The organism is Variovorax sp. GW821-FHT09D04, assembly GCF_059416405.1.
In genome coordinates this window covers 95,278-114,217 of the sequence record NZ_JBWKPA010000004.1, presented here as the reverse complement: position 1 = coordinate 114,217, position 18,940 = coordinate 95,278, and the positions used below count along the sequence as shown (strand labels likewise).

The following is an 18,940-nucleotide window of genomic DNA, read 5'->3' as shown; positions in this document are numbered from 1 at the left end:
CCATGATCGACCGCGACTCCCTGCCGCCGCCCCCGCCGTTCTGGCACCGCCTGAACAGCTTCTTCGCCTTTCCGCTCCAGCTGCGGCCGCTGGCCTACGGCCTGGTGCTGTCGTTCTGCAGCCTGCTGTTCGAGGCCGTGTTCTTCCTGCCCGATGCGCTGGCCTTCGTCGTCATCGAGGTCGGCATCATCCTGGCGGCCAGCCGCTACGGCTTCAAGGTCATTGCGCTGGGCGCGCGCGGCATCCGCGACTCGGCGGACTTCGGGCGCGAATCGAGCGACGAGTGGACCTACCTGCCGTGGAAGCTCTTCGCCATTTCGCTGGTGCAGACGATGCTCATCGGCTGGCTCGCGTGGTACGAGCCGGTGCTGGGCACGGTGGGGCTGTTCATCATGTCCTTCACCTTCCCGGCCGCGGTGATCGTGCTGGTGCAGTCGGGCAGCTTCTTCCAGGCCATGAACCCGGGCTACGTGATGGACGCGATGCGCACCATCGGCTGGCCTTATGCGCTGCTGTGCTTCTTTTTGTTCCTGTTGAGCACGGGCGCGCAGGTGGCGATCTCGATGGTGCTGCCGGTGTTCGACGGGCGCATCGTGCTGCCGATCGTCAACTTCGCGTTCATCTACTTCGGCTGGGTGATGGCCAGCCTCTTGGGCTACGTGATGTACCAGCACCACGACGCCTTCGGCATCGACCTCGTGCCCGGCGCGGGCGCGGACATCGGCGCCCCGGTCGACCGCCGCACGCCCGCGCAGATCGCCGCGCAGCGCACCGACGCCGAGGTGGCGCAGTGCATCACCGACGGCGACCTGCCTGCCGCGCTCGGCATTGCCTACGAGGCGCAGCGCACCGCCGACGCCGACGACCTGGCCGCGCAGCGCCGCTACCACCGCGTGCTGGCGCTCATGCCCGACAAGAAGGACACGCTGTTCGACCACGCGCGCCGCTTCATTCCGCTCTTGATGCGGCGCGACCTGGCATCGGACGCGCTGAAGGTCTTCAAGGCCTGCCGCGCCATCGACAAGACCTTCGTGATCGACGACCCGGCGATGGTCATCGCGATGGCGCGCGCCGAATGGCGCGGCGGCGACGCGCACGGCACGCTGGCGCTGCTGTCGGGCTTCGACAAGCGCTTCCGCGGCCACGCGGCGATCCCGCAGGCCTACGAACTCGCGGCCCGCGCGCTGGTGCAGGGGCTGGGCCGCGCGGACATGGCGCAGCCGATCCTCACGACGCTCGAGGCCCGCTACCCCGAGAGCGAACAGACGCAGGAAGTGCGCTGGCTGCTGCGGCCGGCGGCCTGAGAGGGAGCCGGCCCGCGGATCAGGGCAAAATTCCGCACGCCGCGCCGGCCGGACCTGCGGACCTGCCTCCCATGCCGCCCCTTTCGCCCGAACCGTCCCTTCCTGCTTCCTCTTCTTCTGCATCGCCGGCGCGTTCCCGCCGCCGCGCACTGGTGGCCTGGGCGGGCGCCGTCGCGCTGGCGCTGCTGCTGATCGCCGTGGCCGGCCAGTGGGCCGCGCGGCGCGAGGCGAACTTCCAGGCCGACTCGATCCGCCGCGCCATGGAGGTGCACGTGCTCGGCCTGCGCGACGCCGCCGGCAAGTACGGCTACCTGCCGTTCACCGCCGGCATGCACCCCGACGTGCTCGCCGTGCTGGCCCATCCGCAGGACCCCGCCGCGCGGCAGCGCGCCAATCACCACATCGAGGAAGTGAACCGCCTCGCGGGCTCCGACGCGCTGTACCTCACCGACCCGCAGGGCCTCACGCTGGCCGCGAGCAACTGGGCCACGCCGCAGAGCTTCGTGGGCGAGTCGTACGCCAACCGGCCGTACTTTCTCGATGCGCGGGCCGGGCGGCGCGGCCTGTTCTACGGCGTGGGCCAGACCACGGGCGAGCCGGGGCTGTTCATGTCGGCACCGGTGCGCGCCGAGGGCGGCGGCGAGGTGCTGGGCGTGGTCACCGTCAAGGTCAGCCTGCGCCAGCTGCACGACGCCTGGGCTTTCGTGCGCGATCCGATCCTGCTGACCGACGCGCGCGGCATCGTGTTCCTGAGTTCGGTGCCGGGCTGGATGTACCAGGCCACGCGCGCGCTGAGCCCCGCCGACCTGGCCGGCATCGAGCACGACCAGCAGTACGGCGCGCGCACCCGCTTCGCGCCACTGCCCTGGCGCGTCGAGCACATCGAGGGGGCGCCGGGCTACCTGGTGCGCACCACGGTCGGCGGCAAGGCGCGCCGTTTTCTCGCCGTCGACGAGCCCTTGCCCGACCTGGGCTGGACCCTGACGGTGATGGCCGACCACGCCGAAGTCACCCGCGCGCGCGAGCGCACCTGGATGCTCGGCCTGCTGGGCGCCGGCGTGCTGCTGCTGGGCGCGCTGTACTGGCGGCTGCGCGAGCGCCGCTTCGCCGAGCAGCGCGACGCGCGGCGCGACCTGGAGCTGCGCGTGCGCGAGCGCACCCACGAGCTGGACCAGGCCCACGCCTTTCGCAAGGCGATGGAAGACTCGCTGCTGGTCGGCATGCGCGCGCGCGACCTGCAGGGCCGCATCATCTACGTCAACCCGGCCTTCTGCGAGATGACCGGCTACGGCGCCGACGAGCTGCTGGGGCGGCTGCCGCCGTACCCCTACTGGCACCCCGACGACGTGACGCAGCACTGGTTCCACTACGAGGCCATGATGAGCGGGCAGCCCGCGCGCTCGGGCTTCGAGTCGCGCCTGCGGCACCGCGACGGGCACGAGGTCATCACCATGGTCTACACCGCGCGGCTCATCGACGCCGACGGCCGCCACAGCGGCTGGATGAGCTCGGTGGTCGACATCACCGAGCAGAAGCGCGCCGAGCTGCGCCAGCGCCAGAACGACGAGCAGCTGCAGCACGCGCAGCGCCTGGCCAGCCTGGGCGAGATGGCGTCCACGCTGGCGCACGAACTCAACCAGCCGCTGATGGCGCTGAGCAACTTCGCCAGCGCCGCCAAGGCCTTCGCCGCGCAGGGCAACCAGCCGCTCCTGGCCAGCAGCCTCGACGAGACCGTGGCGCAGGCCAAGCGCAGCGCCGAGATCGTGCGGCGCATCCGCGGCTTCGTGCGCCAGCGCACCGCCGGCACCGAAGACTGCGCCGTGGCCGCGCTGGTGAGCAATGCGCTGGCGCTGCTGCAGGGCGAGATGCGCCAGCGGCAGGTGCGCGCCGAGGTGCGCATTCCGCCCGCGCTGCCGCCGGTGCGCGGCGATCGCGTGCTGCTCGAACAAGTGCTGCTGAACCTGCTGTCCAACAGCCTGCAGGCGATGCAGCAGGGCACGCCGCCCGAGCGGCGCGTGGTCGAGGTCGAGGCCGAACTGCGCGAAGGCCGCGTGCACATCCGCATCGCCGACCACGGCCCGGGCATCGACGCCGCGCTGGCCGAGCAGGTCTTCGCGCCCTTCTTCACCACCAAGGCCGGCGGGCTCGGGCTGGGCCTGAACATCTGCCGCACCATCGTGGAGGCCCACCGCGGCCGGCTGTCGTTTACCGATCGGCCTGGCGGCGGCACGGTCTTCACTCTCGAACTGGAGGCTTCCCCGTGAACGCACCCCTGCTTGCCAACCACCTGTGCGTCGTCGACGACGACGAGGCCGTGCGCCGCTCCCTGGGCCTGCTGCTGCTGTCGCGCGGCCATGCGGTGCAGGCCTTTGCCTCGGGCGAGGCCTTCCTGGCCGGCGCCGACCTGCAGCGCCCGGGCTGCGCCATCCTCGACCTGCGCATGGAAGGCATGAGCGGGCTGCAGGTGTTCGACGCGCTGCGCGCGCAGGACAGCCCGCTGGTCGTGATCTTCCTGTCCGGGCACGGCGACATCCCGATGGCGGTCGAGGCGGTGCAGAACGGCGCCTTCGGCTGGCTGGAAAAACCCTGCAACGACGAGCGCCTGCTCGACAGCATCGCCAAGGCGTTGCAGAAGGCCGAAGAGGTTGCCGTGCGCCGCCAGGCCCGGCAGGCCGCGCAGGCGCTGTGGGCCAAGCTCACGCCGCGCGAGATGCAGGTCGCCCGGCTCGTGGCCGAAGGCCTGCCCAACAAGCGCATCGCGCAGGAGCTGGCGCCGCTGGAGCTGCGCACGGTGGAAACGCACCGGGCGCACATGTTCGCGAAGCTGGGCTTTTCGAGCAGCCTGGAGCTGGATCGCTTCCTGCGCGAGCACGGGCTGTAGGTTTGTTCGGGGCGCGTGCCCAGGCCACCGGGTACTTCCCTCCGCGAATGTCCCCCGGCCTGCGGCCTCCTCCTTGATTTCGCTGCGGGAAGCACCCGGTGTCCTGGGCACAGGGCACGCTGTGGGTGCTCAGCCGATCAACGACTGCACTGAACACGCTCACGCCGATGGGGTGCCTTGCGCAGCGAAATCAAGGAGGAGGGCGAAGCCCGGGGGACATTCGCGGAGCAAGGTGCCCCGTCGGCGGGAGCGTCGCCCTGAAGGCGCCCCAACTTCTGGCTAGAACTTAGGGTTTACCCCTGCGTACCGGTACGCAGTCCCGCGGCGGGGGCCCTACGGACGACAGCGTGCCCCCGGCGGACCAGACTCCCCGGCACGGCTTTCCGCGGGCTTCGCGGGGGCTGCAGCCAGAGACAAGGACCCCCCGCATGACCGCCATTGCCAGCAGCAGCACGAGCGCCGGCGCTTCCATCCCGGACGCGACCCGCGACACCACCCCCTACACCTTCGAGGAAAAGCGCAAGCGCATCTTCGCCATCTTTGCCGCCTCGTCCGGCAACCTGGTGGAGTGGTTCGACTTCTACGTCTACGCCTTCTGCGCGATCTACTTCGCGCCCTCGTTCTTCCCCAAGTCGGACCCGACGGTCCAGCTGCTGAACACCGCCGGCGTGTTTGCCGCCGGCTTCCTGATGCGCCCGATCGGCGGCTGGCTGTTCGGCCGGCTGGCCGACCGCAAGGGCCGCAAGACGTCGATGGTGACCTCGGTCGTCATGATGTGCGTGGGCTCGCTGGTCATTGCCTGCCTGCCCACCTACGCGCAGATCGGCGCCTGGGCGCCCGCGCTGCTGCTGGCCGCGCGCCTGCTGCAGGGCCTGTCGGTCGGCGGCGAATACGGCACCACCGCCACCTACATGAGCGAAGTGGCGATGCGCGGCCAGCGCGGCTTCTTCTCGTCGTTCCAGTACGTCACGCTGATCGGCGGCCAGCTGCTGGCCGTGGTGGCCGTGGTGGTGCTGCAGCAGCTGCTCACCGAGGCCGAGCTCAAGGCCTGGGGCTGGCGCATTCCCTTCGTGCTGGGTGCCCTGGCCGCCGTCGTGGCGCTGATGCTGCGCCGCACGCTGACCGAAACGGCCAGCACCAAGACCCGCGCTGCCAAGGGCGCCGGCAGCGTCGCCGAGCTGTTCAAGCACCACAAGCGCGCCTTCCTCGTGGTGCTGGGCTACACGGCCGGCGGCTCGCTGATCTTCTACACCTTCACCACCTACATGCAGAAGTACCTGGTGAACTCGGCCGGCATGTCGATCAAGACCGCCAGCAACGTGATGACGGCGTGCCTGTTCCTGTACATGTGCATGCAGCCGCTGTTCGGCGCGCTGTCGGACCGCATCGGCCGTCGCAGCAACATGCTGCTGTTCGGCGCCCTGGGCGCGCTGATGACGGTGCCCGTGCTGAGCAACCTGCAAAGCGTGAGCAGCCCGCTGATGGCCGGCGTGCTGATCACGCTGGCGCTGGCGGTGGTGAGCTTCTACACCTCGATCAGCGGCATCGTGAAGGCCGAGATGTTCCCGCCCGAAGTGCGCGCGCTGGGCGTGGGCCTGTCGTACGCGGTGGGCAACGCCATCTTCGGCGGCAGCGCCGAGTACGTGGCGCTGGGCCTGAAGTCGATCGGCCACGAGTCGTATTTCTACTGGTACGTGACGGCGATGATGGGCGTGGCCTTCCTGGTCAGCCTGCTGCTGCCGAAGCAGGCCACCTACCTGCACAACGACAAGTAAGCGCAGCGGTGCTTCATCAATGAACCCGGCCTCGCGCCGGGTTTTTTACGTGCGCTGCAACGCGCGCGTGACCATGTCGTTGGGCGCCAGCCGCAGCAGGTGCGGCAGCAGGCCCAGGGCGCGATCGCGTTCGCCCGCATGCAGCAGGCCGTTGGCGCACACCGAGAGCGTGTCGGCCAGCTCGGGGTGGTCGGGCGCGGTCTTCAGCAGGATGCGGCAGAGCTTGTCGGCGTCGCCGAACTGGCGGATGCGCGCGAAGCGGCGCGCCAGCCGGGCCATGTCGTCGGGCTTCAGGCGCACGCCGGGTTTGGCCTGGTCGAGGTAGGTCGTGAAGCTGGCGTGCTGCAGCGCCAGGGTGTCGGCGTCGGTGGCGGGCAGGCGGAAGATGCGGCGCGCGGCCTGGTGGAAGTCGTCGCTCGCGGGCTGCAGGCGCGCGGTGTGGAACCAGGCGCGCAGCGTGTCGGTGTCGCCGGGGCGCAGGGCGGCCGCGGCGCGCCATTCGGCGCAGGCGGGCTCGAACTTCATGGCCGCCGACAGCTTGCGCGCGGCGGCCACGTGCTGGTCGAAGCGGTGGTCGTCGGTCACCATTTCCGACTTCACGGTCTCGGGCGTCTTCACGCGGCCCAGCCACATGGCGCCGGCCATCAGCGCGGCGCCCGTCAGCAGGCCGCCCAGGTGGGCCATGTAGGCGATGCCCTGGCCGCCGATCCAGTGCTGCACCAGCTCGTTGGCGATCCAGGCCGGCAGCAAGAGCAGGGCGGGCGCCGTGACGTAGTTGAAATAGAAGAACAGTTGGTAGAAAAAGCGGATGCGCCGCAGCCGGTACATCACGGCGTACATGCCCATCAGCGCCGAGATCGCGCCCGAGGCCCCCAGCCCGTAGCCGCCCTTGCCCGCGTAGGCCCAGCCGGCCAGCAGCGCGGAGCCCACGCCGCCCAGCAGGTAGAAGCTCAGGTAGGTGCCGCGCCCCAGCGCCAGCTCGACAGAGAAGCCGAACAGGAAGAGGAACAGCATGTTGCCCAGCAGGTGGCCCGTGCTGCCGTGCAGGAAGGTGGCGGTGAGCCAGGTCCAGGGTTTGAATTCGGCGTCCTTGCCGTAGTCCTGCGACCAGCGCGCGGTGAACGGCGCGGGCAGCATCGCCTCGTACTGGCGGCGGTCGCGCTGCCATTCGTCGAAGCGCGGGTTCGCGGGCGTCACGACCTGGTCGGCGCGCAGCTTTTTCAGAAAGGGCTGGTCGTTTTGCAGGCCTTCGAGCAGCTGCGGGTAGGCCTCTTCATGGGCCAGCATGCGGCGCGCCAGCTTGCCGCGCTTGGGGTCGGTCTTTTCGAGCCACTCGACGAAGGGCGGCAGCTCCAGTTCGGGCAGCACGCTCTGCACGTAGAACTGCGCCGCGCGCTCGCGGCCGTTCTCTTCGCTGCGCTGCGGCCCCCAGAACACGAGCATGTTCAGGAGGATCAGCAGCACCGTCATCCACGGCGGGTTGCGCCAGCTCGGCTTGTTTTCGAGCGGGATGGCGTAGAACATGAAGCGCGGCCCTCGGTGGCGTGGCCGCGGGCTTCAGCCCAGGCGCGCGCGGTGGCGGGCGACCTGTGCTTTCACCTGCACGGGCGCGGTGCCGCCCAGCACGTTGCGGGCGTTGAGCGAGCCGCGCAGGCTCAGCACGTCGTACACGTCCTTCTCGATGTTCGGGTTGAACTGCTGCAGCACCGACAGCGGCAGCTCCGACAGGTCGACCTGGTGCGAGGTGGCGGCCTTCACGGCGTGGGCCACGGTTTCGTGCGCGTCGCGGAAGGGCAGGCCCTTCTTCACGAGGTAGTCGGCCAGGTCGGTGGCGGTGGCGTAGCCGCGCAGCGCGGCGGCTTCCATGGCCTGCGGCTTCACGGTGATGCCGCCGATCATCTCGGCAAAGATGCGCAGGGTGTCCTTGAGCGTGTCGACGGTGTCGAACAGCGGCTCCTTGTCTTCCTGGTTGTCCTTGTTGTAGGCCAGCGGCTGGCCCTTCATGAGCGTGATGAGCGCCATCAGGTGGCCGACCACGCGGCCGGTCTTGCCGCGCGCCAGCTCGGGCACGTCGGGGTTCTTCTTCTGCGGCATGATCGACGAGCCGGTGGTGAAGCGGTCGGCGATGTTGATGAAGCCGAAGTTCTGGCTCATCCAGATGATGAGTTCTTCGCTCAGGCGGCTCACGTGCACCATGCACAGGCTGGCGGCGGCGGTGAACTCGATCGCGAAGTCGCGGTCGCTCACGGCGTCCAGGCTGTTCTGGCAGACGCTGTCCATCTTCAGGGTGCGCGCCACGAGCTCGCGGTCCAGTGGGTAGCTGGTGCCGGCCAGGGCGGCGGCGCCCAGCGGCAGGCGGTTGACGCGCTTGCGCACCTCGCCCATGCGCTCGGCGTCGCGGCTGAACATTTCCACGTAGGCCAGCATGTGGTGGCCGAAGCTCACGGGCTGGGCCACCTGCAGGTGGGTGAAGCCGGGCAGGATCACCTCGACGTTCTTCTCGGCGATGTCGACCAGCGCCTTCTGCAGCTCGACCAGCAGGTCGCCGATGAGGTCGATTTCGCCGCGCAGCCACAGGCGCACGTCGGTGGCGACCTGGTCGTTGCGGCTGCGGCCGGTGTGCAGGCGCTTGCCGGCGTCGCCGACCAGTTGGGTCAGGCGGGCCTCGATGTTCAGGTGCACGTCCTCGAGGTCGAGCTTCCATTCGAAGCTGCCGGCCTCGATCTCGCCGCGGATCTGCGTCATGCCGCGCTCGATGGCGGCGTGGTCCTGCACGCTGATGATGCCCTGGGCCGCGAGCATGCCGGCGTGCGCCAGCGAGCCCTCGATGTCGGCCTGCCACAGGCGCTTGTCGAAGAAGACGCTGGAGGTGTAGCGCTTCACCAGGTCGCTCATCGGTTCGGAGAACAGGGCCGACCAGGCTTCGGATTTCTTGTCGAGTTGGTTTTGGGTCATGGGAGCCGTCCAGGAAGGCAATAATGGGTTGGTCACCCGATGGATCTGATGTCTGCGATGCGCAACCCGGCGATTTTATCGGCCAGCTCCCCCTCCACGTCCGCTTCGTCGCCGGAACGCGTGCGCGCGCCCGTGCGCGGCGGCCCGGCGCTGTTCGACGCCTGCCAGATCGGCGTGGTGCTGCGCACCGTGGTGTTCGTCGAAGCGGTGGTGGCGGTGGCCACGCTGTTCGTGGTCGGCACCTTCGGCGAATGGCTGGTGCAGGCGGCCACGGTCACCGGCGGCGCGCTGCCCGCCACGCTGCTGTGGCTGGTGGCGGCCTGTGGGCTCAAGAAGCAATTGCGGCGCCTGCCGCCCCCGGGCCAGTACGCCGCGGGCGCCGTGCTGGGCGCCGTGGCCTCGCTGTACGGCTGCGGCCTGCTGCGCCTGACCGGCGTGATCGCCAGCGCCCCCTGGCTGGCCAGTGCGCTGGCCGGCGGCCTGTTCGCGGGGCTGGTGATGGCGGCGATGGTGCTGCGCGCGCGCGGCCAGACGCCGGCCGCCACCACGGCCCGGCTCGAAGAGCTGCAGTCGCGCATCCGCCCGCACTTTTTGTTCAACACGCTCAACAGCGCCATCGCGCTGGTGCGCGAGGAGCCGGCCAAGGCCGAGACCATGCTCGAAGACCTGGCCGAGCTGTTCCGCCAGGCGCTCACCGTGCCCGGCGAATCGGGCACGCTGGCCGACGAGATCGCGCTGGCCGAGCGCTACCTGGCCATCGAGCAGGTGCGCTTCGGCGAGCGCCTGCGCATCCGCTGGGACCTCGATGCCGCCGCCAGCGACGCGCGCCTGCCGCCGCTGCTGCTGCAGCCGCTGGTCGAGAACGCCATCAAGCACGGCGTGGAGCCCAGCCCCGAGGGCGGCAAGCTGCGCATCCGCACCGAGCGGCGCGGCGGCATGGTCGTGATCGAGGTGGTCAACAGCCTGCCGCCGCTGCGCTGGGCCGACGAGCCGCTGCCGCGCGGCCACGGCATCGCCCTGGACAACGTGCGCGAGCGGCTGCGCCTGCTGCACGACATGCAGATGCAGTTCAGCGCCGGCATGGACCAGAAGAACTACCGCGTACGCATTGCCATTCCCGCCGAATCATGAGCCTCAAGACCCTGATCGTTGACGACGAAGCCCTGGCCCGCTCGCGCCTGCGCACGCTGCTGCGCGACTGCACCTCGCCCGCCGCCGAGGTGACGGCCGAGGCTGCGCAGGGCGAAGAGGCGCTGGCCCACCTGGCCGCGATGGACCTGGACCTGGTGCTGCTCGACGTGCACATGCCCGGCGTCGACGGCATCGAGGTGGCGCGCGCGCTGCGCCACCGGCCCGACGCGCCGGCCGTGGTGTTCGTGACGGCGCACGCCAGCCACGCGGTCACGGCCTTCGAGCTGGAAGCGGTCGACTACCTCACCAAGCCCGTGCGCGCCGAGCGGCTGCAGCAGGCGCTGCAGAAGGTCGAACGCTTCCTGAAAGAGCGCCGCGCCGCCCAGCCGGCCCCCGAGGCCACGCCCGAGTGCGTGCTGATCCAGGACCGGGGCCGCGCCGAGCGCGTGCCGCTGTCCGAGGTGCTGTACCTCAAGTCCGAATACAAGTACCTCACGGTGCGCACCGCCACGCGCAGCCACATCCTCGACGGCTCGCTCAACGATTTCGAGGAGCGCTACCCGAACCGCTTCCTGCGCGTGCACCGCAACGCGCTGGTGGCGCGCTCGGCCATCCGCGCGCTCGAGCGCTACGACGACGGCGAGGACGCTGATGGCTGGGCGCTGCGGCTGGACTCGGTGCCCGAGCCCGTGGCGGTGTCGCGCCGCCAGCTGGCCGCAGTGCGCGAGATGCTGAAGGAATCGCGATGACCGACGACACCCCGGCCGGCCCGAAGCCGGCGCCTGAACGGCCGGTGGCTGCGGATGAGCCGCCGCCTGCGCCTGCACCCGCTCCGGCGCCGCCGCCGCCGGTCGAACCCGTCGAGCCCGCTGCGCCGGTCGAGGCGAGCGCGACCGCCGAAGAGGCCACCTCCGCCTTGCGCAGGCGCTTCGTGCTGCACATGCCGGTCGACGTGCGCAGCGCCTCGCTCGTGGTGCTGGCCGTGCTCGCCAGCGTCTTCGCGCTGCGCTGGGGCCAGGCCGTGTTCGTGCCGCTGATGCTGAGCCTGCTGCTGAACTACGCGCTGTCGCCGTTGGTCGAGCGCCTGCACCGCTGGTACGTGCCGCGCTGGATCGGCGCGGCGGCGATCCTGCTGGGCCTGTTCGGCGGGCTCGGGTGGACGGGCTATTCGCTCTCGGGCAGCGCCTCGCAACTGCTCGACTCGCTGCCGGTCGCCGCGCAAAAACTCGGCCAGGCCATGCGCCGCGACAAGAACGCCAGCGCCACCCCGCTGGACAGCGTGCAGCAGGCCGCCGCGCAGCTCGAGAAGGCGGCCGAGGAAAACTCCGCGCGCGTCGCCTCGCGCAAGGGCGTGGCGCGCGTCGTGATCGAGCGGCCGGGCTTCAACGTGCGCGACTACCTGCTCAGCGGCACCGTCGGCCTGCTCAACGCCTTGGGGCAGCTCACGCTGGTGGCCTTCCTCACCTACTTCGCGCTGTGCTCGGGCGACACCTTCCGGCGCAAGCTCATCAAGATCACCGGGCCCAGCCTGCAGAAGAAGAAGGTCACGGTGCACGTGCTGGACGACATCACGCGCAACATCGAACGCTACCTGCTGGTGCAGATTTTGGTGAGCGGGTTGGTGGGGCTGACCACCGGCCTGGCGTTCTGGCTGCTCGGCGTGGAGAACGCGGCCGTGTGGGGAATCATCGCGGCCGTGACCAACCTCATTCCCTACATCGGCTCGGTGATCGTGCTGGTGGCGGCGGGGCTCGTGGCCTTCCTGCAGTTCAGCAGCATCGAGATGGCGCTGCTGGTGGGCGGCGTGTCGCTGGCCATCCACACGGTGGTGGGCAACCTGCTGATGCCCTGGCTCACCAGTCGCACCAGCCGCATGAACCCGGTGGCGGTGTTCGTGGGCGTGATCTTTTGGGGCTGGCTGTGGGGCATCTGGGGGCTGCTGCTGGGCATCCCGATCACCATGGTCATCAAGTCGATCTGCGACCGGGTGGAAGACCTGCAGCCCATCGGCGAACTGCTGGGCGAATAAACCGGCCCTTCAACCCCTTCAGGAGGGTGCATCGTCCGATGCTGTAAATTATTGCGAATCAATTCGCAATAATCAAATGCCCGACGTTTCATCCGCTTCCTTGCCACCCGGGGCCGGCGCCCCGGCCCGGCTGCTCTCCATCGACGCGCTGCGCGGCCTCGTGATCCTGTTCATGCTGCTGGACCACGTGCGCGAGACCTTCTACCTGCACCACCAGGTGCCCGACCCGATGCTCGTGGCGCAGACGCCGCCGGCGCTGTTCTTCGGCCGCCTGCTGGCGCACCTGTGCGCGCCGGTGTTCGTGTTCCTGACCGGGCTGTCGGCCTTTCTCTACGGTGCGAAGCAGGCGGACGGCCGCGCGGCGGCGTCCTCGTTCCTGTGGAAACGGGGTCTGTTCCTCGTGCTGCTGGAGGTCACGGTCGTCAACTTTGCCTGGACCTTCCAGTTCCCGCCGGCGACGATGTTCCTGCAGGTGATCTGGGTGATCGGGCTGTCGATGCTGGCGTTGTCGGCGCTGGTGTGGCTGCCGCGCCGGGCGCTGGTCGTGTTGGGTGTGGTGCTGGTGGCGGGGCACAACCTGCTCGACGGCGTGCACTTTCCCGTCGGCCATGTGCTGCATGTGCCTTGGGCCGTGCTGCACGACCGGGGCTGGATCGAGCTGTCCGACGCCTTGAGGCTGCGCACGTCGTACCCGCTGCTGCCGTGGATCGGCATCATCGCGCTGGGCTATGTCACCGGGCCGTGGTTCCTGCCCGGCGCCGATGCGCCGCAGCGCCAGCGGCGGCTGCTCGCATGGGCCGTGGGCCTGCTCATTGGCTTCGTGGCGCTGCGCGCACTCGATGCCTACGGCGACAAGCCCTGGGCAGCAGGCGACAGCGCGCTGACGACCGTGATGGCCTTCCTCAACGTCACGAAGTACCCGCCGTCCTTGCTGTTCATCGCGCTGACGCTCGGCGTGGGGCTGTGGCTGCTGCGCCTGTTCGAGCGCCGGCAGGGCGCGCCCTGGCTCGCACCGCTGGCCGTGTTCGGCGCGGCGCCCATGTTCTTCTATGTGCTGCACCTGTACGTGCTCAAGTTCCTCTACCTGGGGGCCGAGGCGGTCTGGGGCCCCAACCAGGGCCGGCTCTTCGGGTTCGACAGTGTCTGGATGGTGTGGCTCACCACCGGCGTGCTGGCCTTCGCGCTGTACCCCGCCGTGCGCGCCTTTGCCGCTCTGAAGGCGCGCCGCCGCGACATCGCGTGGCTCAAGTACCTGTGAAGGGCCGGCGATGAAGCGGGTCTGCGGCGCGGCCCTCGCGATGCTGGGCACGTCCGCCCTCGCGGCCGAAGGTGGCGGCTTCGTCGAGGACACGCGCTGGCACGTGCTCCAGCGCAGCGTGTACGAGCACCGGAGCTACCTGCACGGCGACCGCAGCAACGGCGGGCGCAACGCCACGCTGCCGAAGGCGCGGCGCAGCGACTACGCGCAGGAGTGGGGCTACGGTGTCATGGGCACCCTCGCGTCGGGCTTCACCCCGGGCTGGATCGGCTTCGGCGTGGACGCGCATGCCTCGCTCGCGCGCAGCCTCGACGGCGACGATCTGCGCGTCGGCAAGATCCGCATGCTGCCGGTGGACGGCGCGGGCTACGCGCAGGACGGCATCGCGCGCGGCGGCGTGGCGCTGAAGGCGCGCATCTCCGCCACCGTGCTGACGGTGGGCGAGCAACGCGTCAAGACGCCGGTCTTCAGCGCGTCCGATTCCCGCCTGCTGCCCGAGACCATGCGCGGCTGGCTGCTGACGAGCCGCGAGTTCGACACGCTCACGCTGCAGGCCGGCCGCTTCACCGGGTCGACCGACCGCCATGCGCGCGGCACGAACCACCCGTTGATCGTCAATTACCTCGACCCGAAGTCACCGCGTGGCGACGTGTTCGACTTTGCCGGCGGCACCTGGAAGGGCAGCGCTTCGCTGTCGCTCACGGCCTATGTCGCACGCCTGAAGGACACCTGGCGCACGGGCTACCTGGGCGCCCACTACACGGTGCCGCTCCCGGAGAAGCGTGCGCTGTCCTTCGACCTGCAGGTGTACCGCAGCAAGGACACGGGCCGCGCGCTGGCCGGCCCGGTGGACAACACCACCGCGAGCCTCATGACCAGCTACGCCCACGGCCCCCACCGCCTGGGCCTGGGCTGGCAGAAGGTCGCGGGCGACACGCCGTTCGACTACGTGACGCGCGGCGCCGTCTGGCTCGGCAATGCAGCGCAGCTGTCCGACTTCAACGCGCCGCATGAGCGGTCGTGGCAGCTGCGGTACGAAGTGGATGCCGCGCGTTGGGGCGCACCCGGGTTGAGCCTGGGCGCGGCCTACATCCGCGGCAGTGGCATCGACGGCAGCCGGGTGCCGCCGAGCGGAGGCTACGCATGGCTGGGCTACGGGCAGGGCGGCCGGCACTGGGAGCGCGACCTCTGGCTGCGCTACACGGTCCAGCAAGGCAGCGCCAAGGGCCTGGCCTTTCTGCTGCGCTACGGCGAGCACCGCAACAACAAGGCGCAGGCCGAACTCAACACGCGCCAGATCCGCGTCGCGCTGGAGTACCCGATCGGCAACGACTGAGCGGGCGGCGCTGTCAGGGGGCCGTGACGGGCAGCTTCTTCACGAAGGTCGCGGTGGGGTCGAGCGGCTGGCCGTCGCGCGTGCGCAGGTCGATCGGCGCTACCGGCTCACCGTTCTCGCGCTCCAGCAGCACCGAATGCGGCTCGCCGGGCGCGAACAGGTTCGCCTCGCCCCAGTGCCGCAGGCCGACCACCACGGGGAACAGGCCGCGGCCCTTGGCCGTCAGCGCGTACTCCTGGTAGAGCGAGCCGTCCGAGGCCGGTACGAGGTCGAACACGCCTTCCTGCACCAGCCACTTCAGCCGGTCGGCCAGGATGTTCTTGGCCACGCCCAGGCTCTGCTGGAACTCGCCGAAGCGCCGCATGCCGTCGAAGGCGTCGCGCACGATCAGCAGCGACCACTGGTCGCCGACGATCTCGAGCGCGCGCGCCATCGGGCAAGCGTCGAACCTCAGACTTTTTCTCCTGGCCATCGTGTGTTTCCTGTGCGTCCCTGGGATGGCGGGATTAGACCGTAGCGCTGGATTGGTTGCAAATTAAAACCGATGCGACTAGCATCCGAATGGTTTTAATTTGAAACCTGAAATGGCCATGACCCTCCCGACCCCCGCTCCCCATGACATTCCCTCCGGCGGCGACGCCGTACCCGGCCTGCGCGCCAGCCCCGTGCGCGTGGCCGTCGTGCAGTTCGACCCGCAGGTCGGCGTCGAGAACCTCGCGCGCAACGCCGCCGCGGTGCGCGCGCAACTCGAAGCGGCGGTGGCCGGCGGCGCGCAACTCATCGTGCTGCCCGAACTGGCGACCACCGGCTACTGCTTCAACGGCCGCGCCGAGGCCTTCGCCCACGCCGAGCCCGTGCCGCACGGCCCCACCGTGCAGGGCTGGGTCGCGTTCGCGGCAAAACACGGCGTGTACCTCGTCGGCTGCCTGGCCGAGCAGGACGGCATGCAGCTGTTCGACACCGCCGTGCTCGTCGGCCCCGAGGGCTACATCGGCCGCTACCGCAAGACGCACCTGTGGAACAACGAGAAGCTGTGGTTCACGCCCGGCAACGAGGGCTACCCGGTGTTCGAGACGAAGATCGGCCGCATCGGCCTGCTCGTGTGCTGGGACATCTGGTTTCCCGAGGCGCCGCGCATCGTGGCGCAGCAGGGCGCCGACATCATTTGCGTGCCCACGGGCTGGGTCTGGACGCCGCCGCCGCTGTACGACGCCAGCGGCGTGTGCATGGCGGCCTACCTGACGATGACGGCCGCGCACGCCAACAACGTCTTCATCGCCACCGCCGACCGCGTGGGCCGCGAGCGCGGCACGGGCTTCATGGGCAACTCGCTGATCGCGGGCACGAACGGCTGGCCGATGGGGCGCATCGCCGGGCCCGAGGAAGAGACCATCCTCTATGCCGACGTCGACCTGGGCGCCGCGCGCTCCGCGCCGATCTGGACGCCGCTCAACGACCTGCACCGCGACCGGCGAACCGATCTGTACGACGCGATGCTGGGCTATCGGGGCGGTGTGGCCCTACCGCGCTGACTCGCGCTGAGCCGCGCAAAACGCACGATCATCCACGGCCCGAGCAGCGCCCCGAGCCCGACCGAGCTCCACGCCGCCACCCACGCGTACGTGCTGCCGAAGCCGAACCGCGCCTGCCCCCAGTCGAGCGCCAGCCCGAACACCCAAGGGCTGAGCGCGCCCGCGCCGAAGCCCATCACCGAGCGCACCGAGAACGCCACGCCGAGCCGGTGCGGCGCCACCACGTCGGCCAGTGCGGTCGAGTAGACCGACGAATCGGCGATGGCCAGCAGGTTGTACAGCGCCGCCATCGCGGCCAGCGCCCACAGCGGCCAGGTCCACATCCAGCCGAAGGCGAACGACAGGGCCAGGCTCGCAAGGGTGGCGATCATCATCACGCGCGCGCGGCCCAGCCGGTCGGAGGCCGCGCCGCCCACCACGCTGCCGAACACGCTCACGAGGTGCGCGAACGCCGCCAGCGCGATGCCCGCGGCCGGCCACGCGGTCGCGCCGCCGCGGGACGAGGCCATGAGGTAGGCGGGCAGCCAGGCCCACAGCGCCATGAGTTCCCAGCAGTGGAAGGCGTAGGCCCAGTTGCCGGCCATCGCGGGCCGGTCGCGCACGGTCGCGTTCAGCGCCTGCAGCACGCCCTCGCGCGGCGCACCGGCGAGCCGTGGCGCAGGCGGTGCCATGCGCCGCAGCGCGAGCTGGGCCAGCAGCACGCCCATCACCGTGCAGCCCGCCGCCACCAGCAGCCCGGTGCGCCAGTGCGCCACCACGCTGAAGCCCGCCACCACCGCGAGCGACAACGCATAGCCCATCGATGCCGCGCCGAGGAAGAGCCCCATGGCACGCCCGCGCACCGCCGGCCCGGCGTTGAGCGACAGCAGCTGCAGTCCCGGTGTGTACGAGGCACCTGCGCACAGCCCCGCCAAGCCGTACAGCAGCAGCGCCGAGCGGTGGTCGTGCGCGAAGAGGGCGAAGGCCAGCGAGGCGGCCGCGCCGATCACGCCACCGACCGCGAAGATGCGGTGCGGGCCAAAGCGGTCGGCCAGCAGGCCCACGGCGAACAGCGAGCTCATGTAGCCCACGTGCCAGGCGCTCTGGATCGAGCCGGCCTGCGCGGCCGTCATCTGCCAATCGTCGCGCATGAACGGCAGCACGCCCGAGTAGGCCGTGACGATCATGCCCTGCAGCAGGCGGCTCGCGCACAGCAGCGCGAGCCATCCGCGCCGCGGCGACGCTGGGGTGGGGTCAGCGCAGTGCACGCTGCATCAGCACGGTGTCGACCCACCGGCCGAACTTGAAGCCGACGTGGCGCAGCACGCCGACCGTCTCGAAGCCCAGGCGCGCATGCAGCCGCTGCGAGCCCGCGTTGCCGCTGTGCCCGATGCACGCGACCATCTGCGTGAAGCCGGCCTCGGTGCAGCGGTGGATCACCGCCTGCAGCAGCGCCGTGCCGATGCCGTGGCCGTGCATGTCGGGCGCGACGTAGATCGAGTCTTCCACCGTGTGCCGGTAGGCCGAGCGCGCGCGGTAGGGGGCGGCGTAGGCGTAGCCGGCCACCTCGCCGTCCTTCAGCGCCACGAGGTAGGGCAGGCCGCGTTCCTGCACGTCGATGCGGCGCGTCTGCATCTGCGCGACGGGGGGCACTTCTTCCTCGAACGAGCACAGGTCGTGCAGCACGTAGTGGCTGTAGATGGCCTGCACGCGGGCCATGTGGTGGGGCTCGGCATCGGCGATGTCTAGCGCGGTGAAAGCAAGGGTGGGGGAGGACATGGCTCGATCTTGACGAGGCGAGAGCTATAAGTGAAGCTGGGTTCACCTATGCAGCGCATAAGGAATACTTTGGAAAAAAACCTCAACCTCGACCAACTCGCCACCTTCGGCCTGGTGATCGAAACCGGCAGCTTCTCCGCCGCGGCCGATCGGCTCGGCCTGTCGCAGCCGGCCGTGAGCCTGCAGGTGCGCCAGCTCGAACGACGGCTGGCCGTGCGGCTCATCGAGCGTGTCGGCAAGCGCGCGCGGGCCACGCCGGCTGGTGCGGAATTGCTGCGTCACGTGCCGCAGATCGAGGCCGCGGTCGAGAACGCCGTCGACGCGGTGGCCGACCATGCGCGCGGCGTCACGGGCCGCGTGCGGCTGGGCACGGGCGCCACGGCGTGCCTGTACTTTCTGCCGGCCGTATTGCGCCAGTTGCGCGAGGCGTTCCCCGCGCTCAGCGTGGTGGTGAGCACCGGCAACACCGACGAGCACGTGCGCAAGGTGGAAGACAACAGCATCGACCTCGCGCTGGTCACGCTGCCAGCGGCGGGGCGCTCGCTGAGCGTGATCCCGGTGTGCGACGACGAGTTCGTCGCCATCGGCCGCGCCGACCTCGCGCCGCTCAAGGCCCGCGTGACACCGGCCGACCTCGCGACGCTGCCGCTGGTGTTGTTCGAGCCCGCGGCCAACACGCGCAAGCTGGTCGACCGCTGGTTCGCGGCCGAGGGCCTGCAGCCGCAGCCCGTGATGGAGCTGGGCAGCGTCGAGGCGATGAAGGAGATGGTGGCCGCGGGGCTGGGCTACGGCCTGGTGCCCGGCATGTCGATGGCGGGGCGCGGTGCCCATCCGGCGCTGAAGGCCAGCCGCCTGGCCCCGCGCATGCACCGCACGCTGGCGGTGGTGATCCGTCGCGACAAGCCGCTCAACAAGGCGCTGCGCACGGTGCTCGAGGCGATCGTGGCGGCCGGCAGGAAGCCCGGCCGCCGTTGAAGGTAC

The 18,940-nt window shown here is 70.2% G+C and carries 16 protein-coding genes; 11 read left to right on the top strand and 5 right to left on the bottom strand.

Annotated elements, in window-relative coordinates; genetic code table 11:
- Positions 1–2 precede the first annotated feature (2 nt).
- From AC07O4_RS14810 to AC07O4_RS14795, 4 genes are all read left to right on the top strand, one after another.
- Positions 3–1,304, top strand: a complete 1,302-nt coding sequence (locus AC07O4_RS14810) for a hypothetical protein (protein WP_495304947.1) — start codon at positions 3–5, stop codon at positions 1,302–1,304.
- 71 nt (positions 1,305–1,375) lie between these two features.
- Entirely contained in the window at positions 1,376–3,568 is a 2,193-nt protein-coding gene (locus tag AC07O4_RS14805) for an ATP-binding protein (RefSeq protein ID WP_495304946.1), read from the top strand.
- Positions 3,565–4,185, top strand: coding sequence for a response regulator transcription factor (locus AC07O4_RS14800; RefSeq protein ID WP_101493265.1), 621 nt, complete (start codon positions 3,565–3,567; stop codon positions 4,183–4,185). The genes AC07O4_RS14805 and AC07O4_RS14800 overlap by 4 nt, the downstream gene beginning before the upstream one ends.
- Positions 4,186–4,613: 428 nt before the next feature.
- Positions 4,614–5,960: an MFS family transporter gene (locus AC07O4_RS14795; protein ID WP_159275605.1), complete on the top strand. Its 1,347-nt coding sequence runs from the start codon at positions 4,614–4,616 to the stop codon at positions 5,958–5,960.
- 45 nt (positions 5,961–6,005) lie between these two features.
- Here the strand turns inward: AC07O4_RS14795 and AC07O4_RS14790 are convergent, their stop codons facing one another.
- Positions 6,006–7,484, bottom strand: coding sequence for a rhomboid family intramembrane serine protease (locus tag AC07O4_RS14790; protein WP_495304945.1), 1,479 nt, complete (start codon positions 7,482–7,484; stop codon positions 6,006–6,008).
- A gap of 33 nt (positions 7,485–7,517) precedes the next feature.
- On the bottom strand, positions 7,518–8,915 hold the full coding sequence (gene argH / locus AC07O4_RS14785) for an argininosuccinate lyase (RefSeq protein ID WP_495304944.1): 1,398 nt from the start codon (positions 8,913–8,915) through the stop codon (positions 7,518–7,520).
- Between the two features lie 57 nt (positions 8,916–8,972).
- Between argH and AC07O4_RS14780 the strand changes: the two genes are divergently transcribed.
- The 5 genes from AC07O4_RS14780 (at position 8,973) to AC07O4_RS14760 (ending at position 14,669) form a co-directional block, all read left to right on the top strand.
- Positions 8,973–10,046, top strand: a complete 1,074-nt coding sequence (locus AC07O4_RS14780) for a sensor histidine kinase (protein ID WP_495305137.1) — start codon at positions 8,973–8,975, stop codon at positions 10,044–10,046.
- A complete protein-coding gene (locus AC07O4_RS14775) occupies positions 10,043–10,795 on the top strand; it encodes a LytR/AlgR family response regulator transcription factor (protein ID WP_492681560.1) in 753 nt (250 codons plus the stop codon). Before AC07O4_RS14780 ends, AC07O4_RS14775 begins: the two co-directional genes overlap by 4 nt.
- Positions 10,792–12,075 carry an AI-2E family transporter gene (locus AC07O4_RS14770; protein ID WP_495304943.1) on the top strand — a complete coding sequence of 428 codons (1,284 nt, stop codon included), beginning with the start codon at positions 10,792–10,794 and terminating at the stop codon, positions 12,073–12,075. The genes AC07O4_RS14775 and AC07O4_RS14770 overlap by 4 nt, the downstream gene beginning before the upstream one ends.
- A 76-nt stretch (positions 12,076–12,151) precedes the next feature.
- On the top strand, positions 12,152–13,333 hold the full coding sequence (locus tag AC07O4_RS14765; RefSeq protein WP_495304942.1) for an acetyltransferase domain-containing protein: 1,182 nt from the start codon (positions 12,152–12,154) through the stop codon (positions 13,331–13,333).
- 10 nt (positions 13,334–13,343) lie between these two features.
- Positions 13,344–14,669: an OprD family outer membrane porin gene (locus AC07O4_RS14760; RefSeq protein ID WP_495304941.1), complete on the top strand. Its 1,326-nt coding sequence runs from the start codon at positions 13,344–13,346 to the stop codon at positions 14,667–14,669.
- Between the two features lie 13 nt (positions 14,670–14,682).
- Here the strand turns inward: AC07O4_RS14760 and AC07O4_RS14755 are convergent, their stop codons facing one another.
- Positions 14,683–15,141: a winged helix-turn-helix transcriptional regulator gene (locus AC07O4_RS14755; RefSeq protein ID WP_495304940.1), complete on the bottom strand. Its 459-nt coding sequence runs from the start codon at positions 15,139–15,141 to the stop codon at positions 14,683–14,685.
- A gap of 118 nt (positions 15,142–15,259) precedes the next feature.
- On the opposite strand from AC07O4_RS14755, the gene AC07O4_RS14750 reads away from it, so the two are divergent.
- Complete coding sequence (locus AC07O4_RS14750) at positions 15,260–16,201, top strand: nitrilase family protein (RefSeq protein ID WP_495304939.1); 942 nt, start codon at positions 15,260–15,262, stop codon at positions 16,199–16,201.
- Here AC07O4_RS14750 and AC07O4_RS14745 read toward each other — a convergent pair.
- Positions 16,171–17,448: an MFS transporter gene (locus tag AC07O4_RS14745; RefSeq protein WP_495304938.1), complete on the bottom strand. Its 1,278-nt coding sequence runs from the start codon at positions 17,446–17,448 to the stop codon at positions 16,171–16,173. The two genes, AC07O4_RS14750 and AC07O4_RS14745, sit on opposite strands and share 31 nt — an antisense overlap.
- The gene (locus tag AC07O4_RS14740; protein WP_495304937.1) at positions 17,435–17,959 is read right to left on the bottom strand and encodes a GNAT family N-acetyltransferase; all 525 of its coding nucleotides are present in this window, start codon (positions 17,957–17,959) and stop codon (positions 17,435–17,437) included. The genes AC07O4_RS14745 and AC07O4_RS14740 overlap by 14 nt, the downstream gene beginning before the upstream one ends.
- Positions 17,960–18,007: 48 nt before the next feature.
- Here AC07O4_RS14740 and AC07O4_RS14735 point away from each other — a divergent pair, with 48 nt between their 5' ends.
- Positions 18,008–18,934, top strand: a complete 927-nt coding sequence (locus AC07O4_RS14735; protein ID WP_495304936.1) for a LysR family transcriptional regulator — start codon at positions 18,008–18,010, stop codon at positions 18,932–18,934.
- The last annotated feature ends 6 nt before the right edge of the window (positions 18,935–18,940 follow it).

What these genes read in the sequence shown, in the direction of transcription:
- argH (WP_495304944.1), bottom strand. Translation starts at nt 8,915, where the DNA reads ATGACCCAAAACCAACTCGACAAGAAATCCGAAGCCTGGTCGGCCCTG.
- AC07O4_RS14740 (WP_495304937.1), bottom strand. Translation starts at nt 17,959, where the DNA reads ATGTCCTCCCCCACCCTTGCTTTCACCGCGCTAGACATCGCCGATGCC.
- AC07O4_RS14765 (WP_495304942.1), top strand. Translation starts at nt 12,152, where the DNA reads ATGCCCGACGTTTCATCCGCTTCCTTGCCACCCGGGGCCGGCGCCCCG.
- AC07O4_RS14805 (WP_495304946.1), top strand. Translation starts at nt 1,376, where the DNA reads ATGCCGCCCCTTTCGCCCGAACCGTCCCTTCCTGCTTCCTCTTCTTCT.
- AC07O4_RS14755 (WP_495304940.1), bottom strand. Translation starts at nt 15,141, where the DNA reads ATGGCCAGGAGAAAAAGTCTGAGGTTCGACGCTTGCCCGATGGCGCGC.
- AC07O4_RS14735 (WP_495304936.1), top strand. Translation starts at nt 18,008, where the DNA reads ATGCAGCGCATAAGGAATACTTTGGAAAAAAACCTCAACCTCGACCAA.
- AC07O4_RS14780 (WP_495305137.1), top strand. Translation starts at nt 8,973, where the DNA reads ATGCGCAACCCGGCGATTTTATCGGCCAGCTCCCCCTCCACGTCCGCT.
- AC07O4_RS14750 (WP_495304939.1), top strand. Translation starts at nt 15,260, where the DNA reads ATGACCCTCCCGACCCCCGCTCCCCATGACATTCCCTCCGGCGGCGAC.
- AC07O4_RS14795 (WP_159275605.1), top strand. Translation starts at nt 4,614, where the DNA reads ATGACCGCCATTGCCAGCAGCAGCACGAGCGCCGGCGCTTCCATCCCG.
- AC07O4_RS14790 (WP_495304945.1), bottom strand. Translation starts at nt 7,484, where the DNA reads ATGTTCTACGCCATCCCGCTCGAAAACAAGCCGAGCTGGCGCAACCCG.
- AC07O4_RS14775 (WP_492681560.1), top strand. Translation starts at nt 10,043, where the DNA reads ATGAGCCTCAAGACCCTGATCGTTGACGACGAAGCCCTGGCCCGCTCG.
- AC07O4_RS14760 (WP_495304941.1), top strand. Translation starts at nt 13,344, where the DNA reads ATGAAGCGGGTCTGCGGCGCGGCCCTCGCGATGCTGGGCACGTCCGCC.
- AC07O4_RS14810 (WP_495304947.1), top strand. Translation starts at nt 3, where the DNA reads ATGATCGACCGCGACTCCCTGCCGCCGCCCCCGCCGTTCTGGCACCGC.
- AC07O4_RS14770 (WP_495304943.1), top strand. Translation starts at nt 10,792, where the DNA reads ATGACCGACGACACCCCGGCCGGCCCGAAGCCGGCGCCTGAACGGCCG.